Raw genomic sequence first — 17836 nt, forward strand, 5'->3', positions numbered from 1 at the left:
GAAGGTTTGCTCCAGTCTAAGGTACCATGTTTTCTTAACCAAACCAAAACAGTACTACGACCTTGAATGCTATACTTCTTCTGTGCCTGTTTATAGGTTAAATCGCCTTTTTCTACTTGTGAAACTACAGCTAATTTAAAGCCTAAATTGTAATCTCGTTGTGTGCGCTTTTTCTTGCGTAAACTGTTATTCATAAAATAAGTCTTATTGGTGTAAACTTATTTTAGGACGGGACAAATATAAAAAAAAAGTCGAGAATTAGTTCTCGACTTTTTTTATTTAAAATTTCGTTGTCTTTTAGCTTCAAAAACTACAACAGCACACGCTACTGAAACATTCATAGAATCTATTTCTCCCTGCATTGGGATATTGATATTTTGTGTAGCATTAACCCTCCAAATTTCGGTAAGACCTGTAGCCTCAGTACCAACCACTATTGCGCTGGCTTTTGTGTAATCTTCAATATAATATTCATTAGAATTTTGAAGTGTAGCACTGTAAATATTAATATCCTTCTTGTGTAAGTATTCAATAATTTCTGTAGATGTACCAACGGCAATTTGATTGGTAAACACGCAACCTACACTAGATCGTATAATATTTGGATTGTAAACATCTGTTTTTGGATCTGCAATAAAAACAGCATCTATGTTAGCAGCATCGGCAGTTCTTAGCATAGCACCAATGTTTCCAGGTTTTTCAATGCCTTGCATTACCAAAATTAAAGGATTTTCTTTTGTTAATTTTATAGAGTCTAGGCTGTGATCTTTAGATGTAACAACAGCAATAATACCTTCTGTAGAAGCTCTATAAGCTAATTTTTGATAAACTTCTTTATTAATTTCAATAAGTGTAGTATTCGATGAAACTTGATTTAAAAAATCATTATCAGTAAATATAGATGGCTCAAATAAAATAGTATTAATATTAAAATTTCCTTTTTGAACCAAAGAAATTTCACGTAGACCTTCTACTAAAAAAAGTCCTTTTTTCTTACGTTCTCTAGATTTTTCTTGAAGTTTTAATAACTCTTTAATATAAGAGTTTTGTGCACTTGTAATTGTTTTCATCAAAAACAAAAATACCTATTTATTATAAAGTAAGCATAAAAAAACTCGGGATTACCCCGAGTTTTATACATATTATTTTTTGTATTTGTTAGCGTATCGTTTCCAAAGTTTGGTTTGGTGTGTTTCTAAACTTAATTTTCGACCTTGGATAAATGCTTCATTTATAATATTTGTTCTCATATCTAAAGCATCTCCTGCAGAGATAAATAATGTAGCATCTTTACCAACTGTTAATGTACCAACATGAGCATCTATGCCTAAAATTTTAGCATTATTTTCGGTTATTAATTGTAACGCTTTTTCTTTACCTAAACCATAAGCAGCATGAGTTCCTGCATAAAAAGGTAAATTACGTGTACTCATTCTTTCCATATCTCCTTCCATACCTAAACCAACTAAAATACCTTTATCAGTAAGAATTTTTGCTGTTCTAAACGGCAAGTCATAATCTTCGTCTTCGCTACTAGGTAAGCGATGAGCTCTTTCTAAAACAACAGGAATGTTGTTTTCTTTTAAAACATCAGCAACTTTATCAGCACCATGCGCTTTTACCATTACTAAGTTTTTAATTCCAATTCCTGTGAAAGTATCTATCGCATCAACAATACTTTTTTCACCATTTACATGAATAAAAACTTTTTGTTTTCCGTTAAACACTCCTGAAAGCGCTTCAAAAGGTAAGTTTTTTTGTTTTTTATCACTTTTTAAGTACTTATTGGCATTTACAAAAAAGTCTTTTAACTCAGTAATTTGATCGTTGTAATTTTTATTTGGTTTTAAACCAGGATCTTCACCTAACCACCAACGACCTCTAGAAAAGGCAGATGGCCAATTAATATGAATTGCGTCATCTAATTTAATAGCAGCATCTTCCCAATTCCAAGCATCAAGTTGAACTACTGTTGATGTTCCTGATATTCTTCCTCCTCTTGGTGTAACTTGTGCTATTAATACACCATTAGGACGCATAGTTTCTACTACTTTACTTTCTGCATTGTAAGCAATAATACTTCTAATGTGCGGAAGATATGTACCAACCTCATCAAAGTCTCTTGTTGCACGTACTGCATCAATTTCACCTAAACCTAAAGAAGTATTGGCTGCTATTAAACCAGGATAAACGTGTTTGCCTTTAGCATTAATGATAGTTCCTTTGCGAGCAATTTTAGTATTAGCACTACCTACAAAGTCTATTTTTCCGTTAGAAAACATGATTAACGAGTTTTCTATAACCTCACCATTTCCTATATGAGCAGTAGCTCCTTCAATAGTAAAGGCTTGGGTTTGTTTAGGTGCTGGTGTTTGTTGTGCAAATAAATTTGCTAAAAAACCTACACACAGCAATATGTTTAAAATTATTTTTTTCATGTTGTTGTAGTTTTATTATTCGGTATCACAGTGAAATAATTTGTGAACTTTCTTTTTAGGGGCTTGTGTTTCTGCACCTCCTAATTTTTCTTGTAACATCATTTCTATAAGCTTTGCTTTTTCTTTTTTAATAGCAGCTCGCTTTTTAACGTCTTGAGCTAAATCAAAATAAATAGCACCATCTACAATGGTTTGTTCAGCTTTGGCATAAATAGATAGAGGATTGTCACTCCAAACCACTACATCTGCATCTTTACCAACTTTTATACTACCTGTTCTGTTATCTAGATGTAATAATTTAGCAGGATTAATAGTTACAGTTTCCCAAGCTTCTTGCTCAGATAAACCACCATATTTTATAGTTTTAGCAGCTTCTTGGTTTAATCTTCTTGACATTTCTGCATCATCAGAATTAATAGCTACAGTAACTCCTTGACTGTGCATAATGGCTGCATTGTATGGAATTGCATCGTTTACCTCATATTTATAAGCCCACCAATCTGAGAAAGTAGACCCACCAACACCGTGCTCTTTCATTTTATCAGCTACTTTGTAACCTTCTAAAATGTGTGTAAAAGTGTTTATATTAAAGTTGAATTTTTCCGCAACCTTCATTAACATATTAATCTCTGATTGCACATATGAATGACATGAAATAAATCGTTCTTTATTAATGATTTCAGCTAATGTTTCTAATTCGATGTCTTTACGGTATGGTGCGCCACTTTTTTTAAGAGCATCATATTCTTTTGCACGCTGAAAATAATCAATATAAACCTGTTCAACACCCATACGAGTTTGAGGAAAACGTACTGTTTGAGCATCTCCCCAATTCGATTGTTTTACATTTTCACCTAAAGCAAACTTGATAAATTTTGGAGTGTTATTATAAATTAAGTTTTCTGCATTTTCTCCCCATTTTAATTTAATAATAGCAGATCTACCGCCAATTGGGTTTGCAGAACCATGTAATATTTGAATAGAGGTTACTCCACCTGCAAGATTTCTGTATATGTTTATATCATCTGGATTAACTACATCTTCAATAGTTACTTCAGCAGTTGAATTATGACCAGATTCATTAACAGCAGAAGTAGCAATATGAGAGTGTTCATCTATAATACCAGCTGTAACATATTTACCGGTACCATCTATAACTTTTGCACCTCTGGCTGAAAGATTTTTACCAATGTTAGCAATTTTTCCGTCTTTTATTAAAACATCAGTATTATTTAATATCTCTTTGTTTTCACTGGTCCAAACGGTAGCGTTTTTAATTAAAATAGTCTGCTGATTAGGCTTAGAAAAGTTTCCATAGCCAATATTCGGATAGCTTACAGGAAGTAGTTCTACTGAATCTTCTTTTTTATTATCTTCTTTTTTATTGTCAGAACTTTTAGCGTCATTTTTAATGGCTGTCCAAGTAAAATCGTTACCATTATTATCTTTTCCAGTACCTTTAATTGAATTATTACTAGGTTTACCTGCTAAACGTAAAAAGTTTCCTGCATCATTAATTGTTAACTGAATCCAGTTTTCTTTAAACGAAAAATTAGATTTTAATTTGTTATCACCTAATTTCACACTTCCTTTTTGCTTGTCGGCTTCTCCAGAAACTTCTAATGTGTAGGTTTTACCATTAACAGTTAAGTTGTAATTACCTGATAAATCTGTAATATCTCCGTTATTAATTACATTTTTATCTCCTAAAGTCCAGTTTTCAAATAAGGTGGTTTTACTATCAAAAATATCACCAGAAGTTATTAAAAAGTTTGCATAGCTACCTTTATTTAAGTTACCAACTTTATTATTTTTTATAATTGATGCAGGTACAGTTGTTAATGCTTCTAATGCTTTGGTTTTATTTAAACCATATGCAATAGCCTTTTCTAAGTTTTTTGAAAAGCTTTTTACGTCTTTTAGTTTATAAGTAGTTAAAGCAAACTTAATATTATTTTTGGCAAAAACGGCAGGGTTAGAAGGTTCTTGATTCCACATACGCATATCATTTAAAGAAATGGTATTTGCTAAAAATTGATCAGAAACATCATAAGCCTTCCTAAAATTGATAGGTAAAATATATGTAGCATTGGTTTTTTTGATGTCGTTTATTCTTTGAAACTCATCACCACCACCTAAAATGGTATATTGAATTCCAAATTCATCACCAACTTTATCAGCTCTTAAAGCATCTAAATAACTACCAGCATTAAAAATTTGTGGCAAACTTTTGTTTTTATTTAGAGCTTCTAAAGCTAAATCTGTGTTTTTTGCATTTCCCTCTGCATACCATGCTGCATCTAAATATGTTTGACGTAATAAAGCCATTGCACCCATTTTTGAAGTAGGATATGACTGACGAGATTTTTTACTTTTTGAAAAAGATAAATGATGCGTAGATTTATTATCTAAAATACGATATGCATCAGTACTTTCCGGATTTAAGGCAACTAACATTCCATTACCTTGCATTATACCGTCTTCCATGTGTGTATTAACCGCACCAAAACCAGCTTTTAATAACTCTTTTGCTTGTTTATTATCAAAAGAAAAATCATTAATAGGATTTACATCAGGTCTAATATGGTCATTCCAATAAAAACCAGTTCTAGATGCATCGTATTGAGGGCTTCTAGATCCACTAACTCTTTTTGGTTCTTTAATTCCAAAGTTAGAATAAGCATCTACAAAAGATGGATAAATTGTTTTACCAGTTACATCAATTTGTTTTGCATTTGCAGGAATAGAAACGCGTTTTCCAACCTCTACTACTTTACCATCTTTAATGAGTAAAGTCCCTTTTTTTATAATGTTGGTAGGGGTTACATAAATAGTAGCATTTGTAAATGCGATTGAGGTGTTTTTTGAGGTTTTTACCCCCGTATTTGTAGGGAAGTATTCTTGAGAAAAACCTACAGAAACACTCAAAAGCAAGAGTATTAATACTTTTTTCATCGTTAAATAATTGAATTAGTGCTTAAAAATATTCAATTAATAACTACGGATAGTTCTCTTTAACAAAAAATTAAGATTTACGGAACAATAATTTTACCAATTTTATTGTTTCCAGCAACCCAAGCGTTATGTTGATTTACAAATTGTATTGTATAAAAAGAAGCATCGCTCATGATTTCCCATTGATTTCCTCCATCTTCAGAGTAAGAAATACCTGTTTTACCTAAAGCTATTATTTTTTTACCATCAGAATGTGGTATGTATTGTACACAGCTTTTATAATTAGGATTGAGATTATCTGAAACAATATTCCATGTTTTTCCTCCATCATTTGTAATAGCTTTATTTTTGCAGTTATCTGTTGGGTTAGCATAACTACCACCAACAGCAATTCCAATATTTTCATCATAAAAATCGATAGAGTAAATTCCTTGAGGACCATTTCCTTGAATAAAAGGTGTTTCAAATATTTCCCACGTTTTTCCTTTATCTGTTGATTTTAATATTCTAGATTTTTTTCCTCCTGAAGCAATCCAAACAATGTTATTAATAATTTTTATGTTAGTATTACTGGCTGCAAAAAAGGCTTCTCCGTTTTCAAAGTTGGGTAAATTTTCACAAGAAATTTTAGTCCAAGTGTTTCCAGCATCACTTGTTGTTATAATTGAGGGGCATCCATCTGTAGGATCACCAACAGCTATACCATGTACTCCATTATCAAAAAAGTGCATACTATCATAAAAAACGTTTTCATGCACTTCTTTATATACAACTGTTTGAGTACTGTCTGTAACTTTATACAACAAAGCAGGGTTTCCAACAGATAATAAAAAAACACCTTCTTTATTTTTAGCAATACTTCTAAATTCAGGTGTTAATGTGTCATTGTAAGTAATCGTTTTTTTACTCCAAAATTGCCCGCCATCTGTAGTGAATCCAAACTGACCGTTAGAGCCGGTATAATACACTGTGCTATCATTTTCAGCAATAATAGCTCTAATACTTGTGTTAGGTATATCAAAAGAGGTTATAGTTAAATCAACTTCTTTCTTGTTTTTACTGTTTGACTTTTCTTGTTTACAATTTGTAAAAAGGAAAGATAGTGCGATTAGTAACCAAATTTGTTTCATACTTTATTATATTTATAGATTATAAATGTAACTAATTTTATGAAAAAAGCATTGGTAATTTCTGGTGGCGGTAGTAAAGGCGCATTTGCAGGCGGTGTTGCAGAATACTTAATGAAAGAACAGCAGAAAAACTACGATATGTTTTTAGGTACCTCTACAGGTAGCTTAATGGTATCTCACTTGGCTTTGGGTTTAGTAGATGAACTTAAAGAGCTTTATACCAATGTAAATCAAAAAAGTATTTTTAGTAATAATCCTTTCTTTGTAAAAAGAGTTCATGGAGTAAATGTTGTTTCTATTAGACATATAAATACACTCTGGAATTTTTTAAACGGTAGAAAAACTTTTGGGGAAAGTAAAAACCTTTATAAACTCATAAAACAAAAGATTACCGAGCAAATGTATGAAGCTATTAGAAAAGCTAATAAAGAGGTAGTTGTAACGGTTTCTAATCTTACATTGAATCAAATAGAATATAAATCGATATTAGAATGTAGTTACGAAGATTTTTGTGATTGGATTTGGGGTTCTTGCAATTATGTACCATTTATGAGTTTATTAGAAAAAAACTACTGTCAATATGCAGATGGAGGTTTTGGATGTTTAATACCTATTAGAGAAGCCATACAAAGAGGAGCAAAAGAAGTTGACGCAATTATTCTAGAAACAGAAGTAACTCAAATTAATAGAATGCCAGCTAAAAATCCATTTTCTTTAATGTTAGATGTTTTCGGTTTTATGTTAGAACATGTAGAAAAGCATAATGTTACCATTGGTAAACTATCTGCTAAGCATAATGATGTAAAGCTTAATTTATATTACACACCTACAGTATTAACTACAAATTCGCTAATTTTTGATAAAAAATTAATGACAGAGTGGTGGCAACAAGGTTATTATCATGCTATGAGTGAAAATGATCAAATTATGAATGATTTTAGACCAGAGCTAATTTCTAATAAAGATGTAGAGAAAGGTTTAGAAAATAATAATGAAATAGTAGCTTAACATATGAAGTTTGGAAAGGTTGAAAATCCAGAAAATATTGATTTTACACTCCCAAAAACACATTTTGATACGTCAAAGGTTTTAAAACAAAGTTCAAAAGATAAACTTAATGTTTTTGTTGGTTGTGCAAAGTGGAATAGAGCAGAGCTAAAAGGATTTTACCCAAGAGGCACAAAAGATGAGTTAACATATTATTCAAGCCAATTTAATTCTATTGAATTAAATGCTACTTTTTATCGTTTATTTCCGAAAGAACAATTTATTAAATGGTATGATAAAACACCTAGTGGTTTTAAGTTTTTTCCGAAACTAGGACAAGAGATAAGTCATTTTAAAAGATTACAAAATGTAGATGCGGTAGTTAATGAATATATAGATCATTTTGTGTTATTAAAAGAAAAATTAGGAACAATATTTCTACAATTGCATAATAATTTTAGTCCAAAAAATTTTAAAAGACTTCAAGATTTTGTTGAATCATGGCCTAAAGAACTTCCATTAACGGTTGAGTGTAGACATACCGATTGGTTTACAGATCCGAATGTCGCCGATGATTTTTATAGTTTGTTAGAAGATAATAATGTAAGTAATACAATTGTTGATACAGCAGGAAGACGAGACATGTTACACATGAGGCTTACAAAAGATGAAGCTTTTATTAGATATGTAGGAGCAAACCATAATTCCGATTACAGAAGATTAGACGATTGGATTATTCGATTAAAAGAATGGGTTAATATGGGATTGAAAAACATTCATTTTTTTGTTCATCAAAATCTAGAACAAGAATCACCTCTGTTGGCAGCATACTTTATTAAACAATTAAATAAAGAGTTTGGACTGTCTTTAATAATTCCTAATGAAAAAGATGATGATTCTGATTCACAAATAAGTTTATTCTAAAAAAAATCCAGTGAAATTTCACTGGATTTTTTATTGTTTATCGTTGTAACTCTACGTACATATTATTATTGTCAGGATAACTCATATTGGTATTCCATACTTTTCTAACATTTGGTTTTTCAGAAGTACTTTGAGATATTCTTGTTCCATTTACAATTAATTGGATTGTCCTTTCTAATAAAGGTTCATCTGCTTCTCCTAAAACACCTAAGTTGCTTGGATCTTCTACTATTTCTACGTCAGGTATAAAACCTTCAGGTGCATTTTCTCCATTTTTATTTTGAATTTCTAGAACTATTGGCTGCATTGCCCAAGTATGAGAGCTATCAAAGTTAGGTCCGTTTTTGGTGTAGTTATCAGAATCATATAAGGTAATTGATCCTACATGTTTACCATATGTTTGAGTTCCAACTAAAGAAACATCAATGTAAGCTTTTAAAGCATTTATAACTAGTTCAGATGCAGAAGCACTGTTGTCAGTAACAATAAAATAAATTCTTGACAACTCTAAGCTATTGATAGCTTCATTTACTTGTCCATTATCAATTTCATTGGTAAAGTAATTTTTAAAATCATAACCACCGCTATTATTCATTACTTTACTATTCCATTCTTGTTGAGAAAATACTTCTTCGTTAAACTGTCCGGTAATCATACTTCCTAAATAAGTTGCTGTTCTAACAGAACCTCCACCGTTGTATCGTAAATCAATTACTAAATCTGTAATAGCTTCAGATTTAAAGTATGCAAAAGCAGTATTAAGTTCATCATCATAACTCGTTGAAAACTGATTAAATAATAAATAACCAATTTTATTAACACCATCATTGTAAGGTACATTGGCTATTTTCACAGGATTTTCTTCAACAACAGAGCTAGTTACATTAATGGTTGTTCCGTTAGCTGTTGGATTTCCTCCATTATAATCAGCCAAACCAATGGTAAAAGATTCAGCAGTTAATAAATCTCTAAAATTAGCTAAGGTAAGTTGAATACCATCAACTTCACTAATAATCATACCACGGGTAACACCATTTGCATCTGCACTAGATCCAATAGCTACATCTCTAACATACGCGTATACGTTTTGAGAACCATCATTATAATTTGCAACTACAATTTTTAAACCAGTAGTTGTTCTAATACCTTGAAAAGATTCTTCTAAAGCTATATAATCATCCACAATCCAAGAAAAAACACGGTTAGGGTCTTTTGGATATTCAGAAGGGTAATCTAAAAGTTGATTAAATAAATTATCAGGACTATCAAAACCAGCTAAATAACTGTTTAGTTGTTCTCTATTAGAAAAACGATTGTCTGCTAAATCACTTACATTTTCTTGCCATAAGTAATAGGCGTTCATTCCACCCCATACAAAATCGTTTATTTTGACATCCGCTGGAATATCTTCAGTTTTATCGCTACAGCTCACAAAAAAGGATGCGATTGCAATGCATAAAATTTTTAAAGGGGTTAAATTTTTCATAAGTCTATATTGATTTTTATAGTATTTGAAACGCAATTTAATCATATTTAGTGTTTTTTTTAAAAAACTATGTAACAAAAAATATTTTGCATCGTCGTAAAGGTGTAATTATGATATTAAGACGCATAAATAATAGATTAATTACATAACAATTAACCAAATTACTAATGAACCAATCAGACTTTTTAAAAACTGTACTACCATTTAAAGATAAAGTATATCGTTTGGCAAAGCGTTTGCTGGTATCTGCAGAAGAAGCAGAAGATGCTACTCAAGAGTTGTATTTTAAGCTTTGGAAAAATAAGAGCAAATTGTCTGATTACAAAAATGTTGAAGCTTTTGCTATGACTATGACCAAAAATTATTGTTTTGATCGATTAAAATCTAAACAAGCATCAAATTTAACTTTGGTTCATAGTAATTATAAAGAGAAAGATACACCTTTAGAAAAACAAGTAGAACACAAAGACAGTGTAAACCAAGTACAAAGACTTATAGAGAGTTTACCAGAACAGCAAAAAATTATTATCCAATTAAGAGATATTGAAGAATATGATTTTGATGAGATATGTAAAATGGTTGATATGAAACCTACAGCTGTAAGAGTAGCTTTATCTAGAGCCAGAAAAACAATAAGAGAAGCATTAATTAAAAAACATAACTATGGAGTTAGCTAACATAGAAAAGTTATTAGAGAAATATTTAGATGCTACTACTACCGTAAAAGAAGAGCAGCAATTAAAAGAGTTTTTTACCACTCAACAGGTTCCTGAACATCTTGAACAGTATAGTGTATTATTTGGATATTTTAAAGAAAGTAAAAATGAAGTTTATACAAAAACCATTCAGTTAAATCCTTCATCAAATAAAAAGAACTGGAAATGGTTATCTGTAGCAGCATCATTAGCTTTATTAGCAAGTGTTTTTGTTGGGCAACAACAATATGAACAATATCAACAGCGCAAGCAATATGCCCAAATAAAAGAAGCTTTACAATTGGTATCCCATAATTTAAATAAAGGAAATGATGCAATTTATTCCGTTTCAAACAACATTGCAAAAGGAAACCAAGCAGTAAAATCTTTAAACACTTATGAGAAAACAGTACATACTGTATTTAACAAAGTAAATTATTAAAAAAAAGTAACAAACCAAGTTTAAACACACGAATATGAAAAATGTAATTTTAATACTAGCACTATTTTTATCATCAAATGTTTTATTAGCACAATCAATGTTTGATAAGTTAGAGGATTTAGACGATGTATCTTCTGTAGTAGTAACTAAAGATGCTTTTGAGCTCTTAAAAAAGTTTCCAGATGCTGATTCTGAAGACATGAAAATTTTTAATACAGCTAAAGGCTTAGAAGAATTAAAAGTTTTTTCTACAGAAAATGAGTCAATTGCTTCTCAAATGGAATCTATGGTTAATACCGCAATTAAAAAATCTAACTTGACTCAATTAATGCGTGTTAAAGACAAAGATTCAAGAGTGAAAATTTATGTAAAAGCTACTAAAAACAAAGACATTGTAAGTGAGGTGTTAATGTTTGTGAAGAGCAAAGACAAAAAGGATAACAAGTTAAATTCAACAATTATATCTTTATTAGGAGACATTGACGTTAATAAGTTATCAGAAATAGCAAACGATTACGAAAAGAAGTAATAGAAATTAACTAACAAAACAAGGCTGTATCAAAACGGCCTTGTACAAAAAATATACTTTATGAAAAAACTAACACTAATAGTAACCATTACTGCCGGATTGTTATTAACGTCTTGTAAAAAACAATCATTACAAACATATTTAGTAGAAAGCCAAGAGAAAGCTGAATTTGTATCATTAGATCTTCCTTCAAGTGTAATTCAGTTAAGTACCGCAAATGCTTCTGAAGAAGATAAAAAAGCATATGAAAGCATAAAAAAAATTAATTTAGTTGCTTTACCATACAATAAAGCTAAAGAAGGGCAGTATGAGTCAGAAAAGAATACATTAAAGGAAATTTTTAAAAGTTCTGATTATAAAAAGTTAATGAACTTCAAAAATGACGGTAAGCGAGCTGTTATTTATTACAAGGGAGAAACAGATGCTATTGATGAAATTATAGTGTTTGGTTACGGAGAAGATGCAGGAGTTGGAATTGCAAGATTATTAGGAGATAACATGAACCCTAATGCAATTTTAAAAATGATGAAAAACAACAAAGTAGATGTTTCAGATGTGAATTTTAAAGGTTTTACCCAATTGTTAGATCAAGCTGATGTAAAATCAAGCAAGTAAATAACAATCATATATCATAAAAAGCCATAGCAACCTTGTTATGGCTTTTTTGTTTTAACTGGGTATTAACAAGTAAAACAGTTTAAATTAGTATTTTTGGAGCACTAACAATTTTATATATGAAGAAAGTTTACTTACTACTATTAGTAATCTTATTAAGTACATCAATAAAAGCACAACAAACCAATTATAGAGCTTCTAAAGAGATTAAACATGATTTGGTACATACAAAATTAAAAGTAGCTTTTAATTTTGAAAACCAAACATTACTTGGAGAAGAGTGGGTTACTGCAAAACCTCATTTTTATCATCAAAATACTATAATTTTAGATGCAAAAGCAATGCTTATTCATAGTGTTAGTTTAAATAATCAAAAACTTCAATATGATTACGATGGTTTTGAATTAACAATTAAGTTACCAAAATCATTTAAAAAAGATGAGCTTTTTACATTGTATATAAAATACACAGCACAACCAGAAAAAGTTAAGCAAAAAGGAAGTAAAGCTATAACATCTGCAAAAGGATTATATTTTATAGATCCGTTAGGTTTAGATCCTAATAAACCCACTCAAATTTGGACTCAAGGGGAAACAGAAGCTAGTAGTTGTTGGTTTCCTACAATAGATGCTCCTAATCAAAAAACATCACAAGAGTTATATATAACTGTTCCTAATAAGTATGTAACATTATCAAACGGTATATTAGAGAAGCAAATTAAGAATAATGATGGAACCAGAACAGATTACTGGAATTTCCCTCAAAAACATGCACCCTATTTATTTTTTATGGGAGTGGGTGAATATGAAATAATAAAAGACTCATACAAAAACATACCTGTAGATTATTATGTAGAAAAACAATATGCTCCATTTGCAAAAGATATTTTTGGAAACACACCAGAAATGCTTCAGTTTTTCTCTAAAATCACAGGTATTGAATATCCTTGGAGTAAATATGCACAAATTGTAGGTAGGGATTACGTAAGTGGTGCTATGGAGAATACTACAGCAGTTATTCATGGAGAACAAGCTTATCAAATGCCAGGACAACTAATTGACGAAAACATACAAGAAAACACAATAGCTCATGAAGCCTTTCATCATTGGTTTGGTGACTTGGTGACTACAGAAAGTTGGAGTAATTTAACAGTTAATGAGAGTTTTGCTAACTACTCAGAATATTTATGGTTAGCTTATAAATATGGTAAAAATGAAGCAGATGCTCACTTATTTGAAGATACTAATGCTTACAAGAACGGCCAAAATTATGACAAACATTTAGTACGTTTTAATTATGACGATAAAGAAGATATGTTTGATGCTGTTAGCTATAATAAAGGTGGTGCAATTCTACATATGCTAAGAAATTATGTGGGAGATGAAGCTTTTTTTGCTTCATTAAACAAATATTTAGAAGATAATAAATATAAAGCTGCAGAGGCACATCAATTAAGGTTAGCATTTGAAGCAGTTACGGGTAAAGATTTAAACTGGTTTTTTAATCAATGGTATTTTGGAAATGGTCATCCTAAATTAGATGTTACTTATGATTATAATGAATTAAGAAAAACTGTAACTATAACAATCTATCAAACGCAACCAGAAGATTTTATTTTTCCGTTAACAATTGATGTATATGAAGGAACTACACCTACAAGGCATCAAGTATTTGTAAATGCAAAAGAAGCATCTTTTACTATTCCTTATAAATCACAGCCAAAGTTAATTCAAATGAATGCGGATGGTGTATTATTATGTGATATTAACGAAAATAAGGTGTTAAGTGATTATATTTTTCAATTAAAAAATGTAGATCACTACATGCACAAATATGAAGCTTTACACGAAGTTGCTAAACGCCAAGATGACCGAAATGCTTTTGAAGCAATTGCAGATGCAATGAATAATGAATTTTATAAAATAAGAAAGTTAGCAGTAGAGAAAATTAATTTAAGTAATAAATTTAGTAAAAGAAAAGAAATAGCTAAAATTATGAGCTTGGCTAATTCGGACCCAAAAACACTAGTACAAGCAGCTGCAATTCAAACACTAGGAAAATTAACAGATCCAGAGTTGGCAAGTGTTTTTGAAAAAGCATTAGAAAGTAAATCTTATATTGTTATGGGCAAAGCTTTAGTAGCGCTTTATTATGTGAATAAACCTTTAGCAGTTCAAAAGTCTAAAGATGTACCGTTAGAAGTAAAAAATATAATTGCAACTCCACTAACACGTATTTATTTATTAGAGAATGATGATTCTGAGTTGGCATTTATGGCAAGTAATGTTTTGTCTGGTATGTTTTTAAGTAGGGATAAATCAACACAATTATTATACAAAGAAGCTTACGAAAAAATAGGAAAAAGTAATAATACAATAGCTATTAAAAACCTCGCTGAAGATGTTGTTGTTAAGGGTAAACAGTACAAACAATATGGTTTTGATCAAGTAGGTATAAATTTATTGCGTCAAATGATTCAAATGCAAAAAAATGCCAATGGTAGTAATGAGAAAAAGAATATAGCCATCATTCAAGAAGCAATGACTAAATTATTACAGTAAAAATTTAGTGTGGTATATTTGTTGCCTTTATAAAGTAAAACTACTATTATGAGAAAAACTACTTTATTTCTACTTGTTTTATTGTTAATGTTCTCCTGTAGCAGTGTTAAAAAAACACAAGAAGCTATTAATACAGGTAATTATGATGAGGCAATTAATCTTTCTATTGAAAAATTAAGAAAAGATAAGTACAAAGAAAAAAATCAACCTTATGTTATTATGCTTTCTGAAGCATTTGTTAAAGTAACAACAAGAGATTTGGATAGAATTTCATTTTTAAAAAAAGAATCAAACCCAGAAAACTTAGAGTCTATTTACAGGTTATACCAACAATTAAATAGGAGACAAGAACGTATAAAACCATTATTACCATTAGTAGATGCTTCAACTGGTAAAAAAGTAGTATTTAATATAGTTAATTATCAAGACAAGCTTATAGATGCAAAGCAAGAGTTATCAGAACACCTTTATAATAGTGCTCTTGATTTACTAGATCGTAGAAATGCTAATAAATATGATTACAGAGAGGTTTATGATAAATTACATTATTTAGATAAGATGACTCCTAATTATAAAAATGTGAGAGAATTGTTAGATGAGGTGCATTTTAAAGGGACAGATTTTGTTTATGTAACTGTAAAAAATCAAACTAGACAAATTATACCTCGTAGGTTAGAAGAAGATTTATTAGCGATGGATACTTATGGATTAAATGACTTTTGGACAGTTTTCCATGCTCAAAAAGATATAAATTTAAAATATGATTTTAATTTAGAATTAAACCTTAGACGTATAAATATTTCTCCTGAAAGAATTAATGAAAAAGAAATTATAAAAGAGAAACAAATAAAAGATGGTTTTAAATATCTACTAGATGATAATGGTAATGTTCAAAAAGATAGTTTAGGTAATGATATAAAGGTTGATAATTTTAAAACTGTTCGTTGTAGAGTATACCGATTCACGCAACAAAAAAGCAGCCAAATTACGGGTGTTGTTAAGTATATTGATAATAATTCTCGTCAGTTATTAGAATCTTTTCCTATACAAAGTGAGTTTGTTTTTGAACATGTGTATGCAAATTACGACGGAGACAGAAGAGCGTTAAATTCAGCGTTGTCTGATTTAATTGAGCTTCGAGAAGTTCGTTTTCCATCAAACGAGCAAATGGTGTATGATACCGGAACCGATTTAAAAGAAAAACTTAAATATATTATTACCAGAAATAAGTTTAGAAATTAAGTATTTATAGCTCCTGATATTATCAGGAGTTTTTTATTTTTATAATCTATGGATTTATTCTCTCAATTCGATAATACTATTAAAAATTTACTTCCTTATGACGGGACTGTAAATTATTATGGTTGTGTATTCTCAAGTGTAAAATCAGGTAACTTTTACGATTTGCTATTAAATACTATTGAGTGGAAAAATGACGAAGCAATTATTTTTGGAAAAAGAGTGGTAACTAAACGAAAAGTAGCTTGGTATGGAGAAAAGCCGTTTGAGTATAAGTATTCTAATATTACAAAAATAGCACTGCCATTTACATCTGAATTGATTGCAATTAAAAAAGAAATTGAATTAATAACCAATGAAACATATAATTCTTGTTTATTAAATTTATATCACGATGGTTCAGAAGGTATGGCGTGGCATAGTGATGGTGAAAAAGACTTAAAGAAAAACGGAGCAATTTCTTCAGTAACTTTTGGTGCAGAGCGAAAGTTTGCTTTTAAGCATAAAGAAACTAAAGAAGTAGTATCACTAATATTACAAAATGGTTCTTTACTGGTTATGAAAGATGAAACACAATCACATTGGCTTCATAGATTACCGCCTACAAAAAAAGTTCACAGACCACGTGTGAACTTAACTTTTAGAACAATTGTAGAAAAATAATTACTTCATTTTTTCAAAAAAAGTCATTTCATATTCTTTTAGTAAATCTGGATGAGCTATTTTAATAATATCTTTTAATACTAAATCTGGTCTTGTAGGACCTAATTCATAATAAATAACACCTCCTGTAGCGCCAGTTTTAAGATTAGGAGTGTAAATTTTATCGTTTTTAAAAGCATCAAACTGTTTATACAATTCGTTACTTTGTAATAATTGCTCTTTAGTATTAAAGTAACCAGGAGCAATCCATATATCTGCTTGTTGACCTTTATCTAATACTGATTCAAAACTTAAAGAAAGGCTCCCTTTACCTGTAGTATTTTTCCATAGATAATTGGTGTTTGCATCTTTTAAATATTTCGCAACAAAACTATCACCAGCAGGTAAATTCCATATATCTTTTTGCATTACAGCTCCCGATAAAATAGAAGGTTCGTCTATTGCCTTAAGAGCTATGTTTTTAGCATCTAAATAGTTGGATTCTATTATAGAAAAAATACTATCTGCTTCTTTTTCTTTGTCAAATAAAATTCCAAATACTTTAATCCATTCTGCTCTACCAAGAGGAGTTTCTTCTAACCAATCACCGTTTAATATTACCGGAATACCATTTTTTTCTATTAATGATAATGATTTGTTTGTTTTTTGCATTGAGAACGCTAAAACTACATTGGGTTGTAAATCAAATAAAACTTCAGTATTTAATTCAGCTTCCTGACCAATTTCTACTATTTTACCTTGATCAATTAGTTGTCTGGTGTTTTTAGATGATACATATTTGGTGTGTGGAAAGCCAACTAATTTGCTCTCTTCCCCCAAAAGTTCCAACATGGGTATATGTGTTGTTGAGGTAGCAACTAATTTCTGCACTGGTATTTTTACTTGTGATTTATTTGTTTTTGAAAAAGTATAAGAGATTGGTTTGTTAGCATTCTGATAAGGATTTTTAACAATAAGAGTAATGATATCCTTACTCTTTTTAATCTCAAATCCTTTTGCATATTTAACAAGAGTACTTTTAATATTGTTTACAGTTGGTTCTGTTGTTTTTCTTTTACATGAAGTGATAAAAAAAACACTTGTCGATAAAACAATATATAATAGCTTTTTCATAATACAGTAAATGTTTAAAGCTTCGAATATATTAAAACTTGTGAGTTAAAAATTGTTTT

At 30.1% G+C, this 17836-nt stretch carries 15 protein-coding genes and 1 pseudogene; 9 read left to right on the plus strand and 7 right to left on the minus strand.

The window, feature by feature from the left end:
* From ACFQ1U_RS00670 to ACFQ1U_RS00690, 5 genes and pseudogenes are all read right to left on the minus strand, one after another.
* A pseudogene (locus ACFQ1U_RS00670) lies at positions 1-194 on the minus strand (hypothetical protein); the annotation flags it as partial.
* 81 nt (positions 195-275) lie between these two features.
* Positions 276-1070 (minus strand): TrmH family RNA methyltransferase, encoded by a 795-nt coding sequence (locus tag ACFQ1U_RS00675; protein ID WP_386104846.1) that lies wholly within the window; start codon positions 1068-1070, stop codon positions 276-278.
* A 72-nt stretch (positions 1071-1142) separates the two neighbouring features.
* Complete coding sequence (locus tag ACFQ1U_RS00680; protein ID WP_386104261.1) at positions 1143-2438, minus strand: amidohydrolase family protein; 1296 nt, start codon at positions 2436-2438, stop codon at positions 1143-1145.
* A gap of 15 nt (positions 2439-2453) precedes the next feature.
* Positions 2454-5393 (minus strand): amidohydrolase family protein, encoded by a 2940-nt coding sequence (locus tag ACFQ1U_RS00685; protein WP_386104263.1) that lies wholly within the window; start codon positions 5391-5393, stop codon positions 2454-2456.
* A gap of 77 nt (positions 5394-5470) precedes the next feature.
* A complete protein-coding gene (locus tag ACFQ1U_RS00690) occupies positions 5471-6523 on the minus strand; it encodes a WD40/YVTN/BNR-like repeat-containing protein (RefSeq protein WP_386104265.1) in 1053 nt (350 codons plus the stop codon).
* A gap of 39 nt (positions 6524-6562) precedes the next feature.
* Between ACFQ1U_RS00690 and ACFQ1U_RS00695 the strand changes: the two genes are divergently transcribed.
* Entirely contained in the window at positions 6563-7531 is a 969-nt protein-coding gene (locus ACFQ1U_RS00695; protein ID WP_386104267.1) for a patatin-like phospholipase family protein, read from the plus strand.
* Positions 7532-7534: 3 nt separating this feature from the next.
* A complete protein-coding gene (locus ACFQ1U_RS00700) occupies positions 7535-8434 on the plus strand; it encodes a DUF72 domain-containing protein (RefSeq protein WP_386104269.1) in 900 nt (299 codons plus the stop codon).
* 37 nt (positions 8435-8471) lie between these two features.
* Here the strand turns inward: ACFQ1U_RS00700 and ACFQ1U_RS00705 are convergent, their stop codons facing one another.
* A complete protein-coding gene (locus tag ACFQ1U_RS00705; protein ID WP_386104271.1) occupies positions 8472-9920 on the minus strand; it encodes a S41 family peptidase in 1449 nt (482 codons plus the stop codon).
* A gap of 167 nt (positions 9921-10087) precedes the next feature.
* Between ACFQ1U_RS00705 and ACFQ1U_RS00710 the strand changes: the two genes are divergently transcribed.
* The 7 genes from ACFQ1U_RS00710 to ACFQ1U_RS00740 all read left to right on the plus strand — a co-directional run bounded on the left by ACFQ1U_RS00710 (position 10088) and on the right by ACFQ1U_RS00740 (position 16664).
* A complete protein-coding gene (locus ACFQ1U_RS00710; RefSeq protein ID WP_386104273.1) occupies positions 10088-10597 on the plus strand; it encodes an RNA polymerase sigma factor in 510 nt (169 codons plus the stop codon).
* Positions 10584-11057, plus strand: a complete 474-nt coding sequence (locus tag ACFQ1U_RS00715; protein WP_386104275.1) for a hypothetical protein — start codon at positions 10584-10586, stop codon at positions 11055-11057. Before ACFQ1U_RS00710 ends, ACFQ1U_RS00715 begins: the two co-directional genes overlap by 14 nt.
* 34 nt (positions 11058-11091) lie before the next feature.
* Positions 11092-11586: a DUF4252 domain-containing protein gene (locus ACFQ1U_RS00720; RefSeq protein ID WP_386104277.1), complete on the plus strand. Its 495-nt coding sequence runs from the start codon at positions 11092-11094 to the stop codon at positions 11584-11586.
* A 60-nt stretch (positions 11587-11646) separates the two neighbouring features.
* Positions 11647-12201, plus strand: a complete 555-nt coding sequence (locus ACFQ1U_RS00725) for a DUF4252 domain-containing protein (protein ID WP_386104279.1) — start codon at positions 11647-11649, stop codon at positions 12199-12201.
* Positions 12202-12320: 119 nt separating this feature from the next.
* Positions 12321-14762, plus strand: coding sequence for a M1 family aminopeptidase (locus tag ACFQ1U_RS00730; protein ID WP_386104281.1), 2442 nt, complete (start codon positions 12321-12323; stop codon positions 14760-14762).
* 48 nt (positions 14763-14810) lie between these two features.
* Positions 14811-16004 (plus strand): hypothetical protein, encoded by a 1194-nt coding sequence (locus ACFQ1U_RS00735; protein ID WP_386104283.1) that lies wholly within the window; start codon positions 14811-14813, stop codon positions 16002-16004.
* 48 nt (positions 16005-16052) lie between these two features.
* A complete protein-coding gene (locus tag ACFQ1U_RS00740) occupies positions 16053-16664 on the plus strand; it encodes an alpha-ketoglutarate-dependent dioxygenase AlkB family protein (protein WP_386104285.1) in 612 nt (203 codons plus the stop codon).
* Here ACFQ1U_RS00740 and ACFQ1U_RS00745 read toward each other — a convergent pair whose 3' ends face one another.
* Positions 16665-17777, minus strand: a complete 1113-nt coding sequence (locus tag ACFQ1U_RS00745; protein WP_386104288.1) for an ABC transporter substrate-binding protein — start codon at positions 17775-17777, stop codon at positions 16665-16667.
* Between the last annotated feature and the right edge of the window lie 59 nt (positions 17778-17836).

This window comes from Tenacibaculum geojense, from assembly GCF_042676005.1.
Lineage (GTDB): Bacteria > Bacteroidota > Bacteroidia > Flavobacteriales > Flavobacteriaceae > Polaribacter > Polaribacter geojense.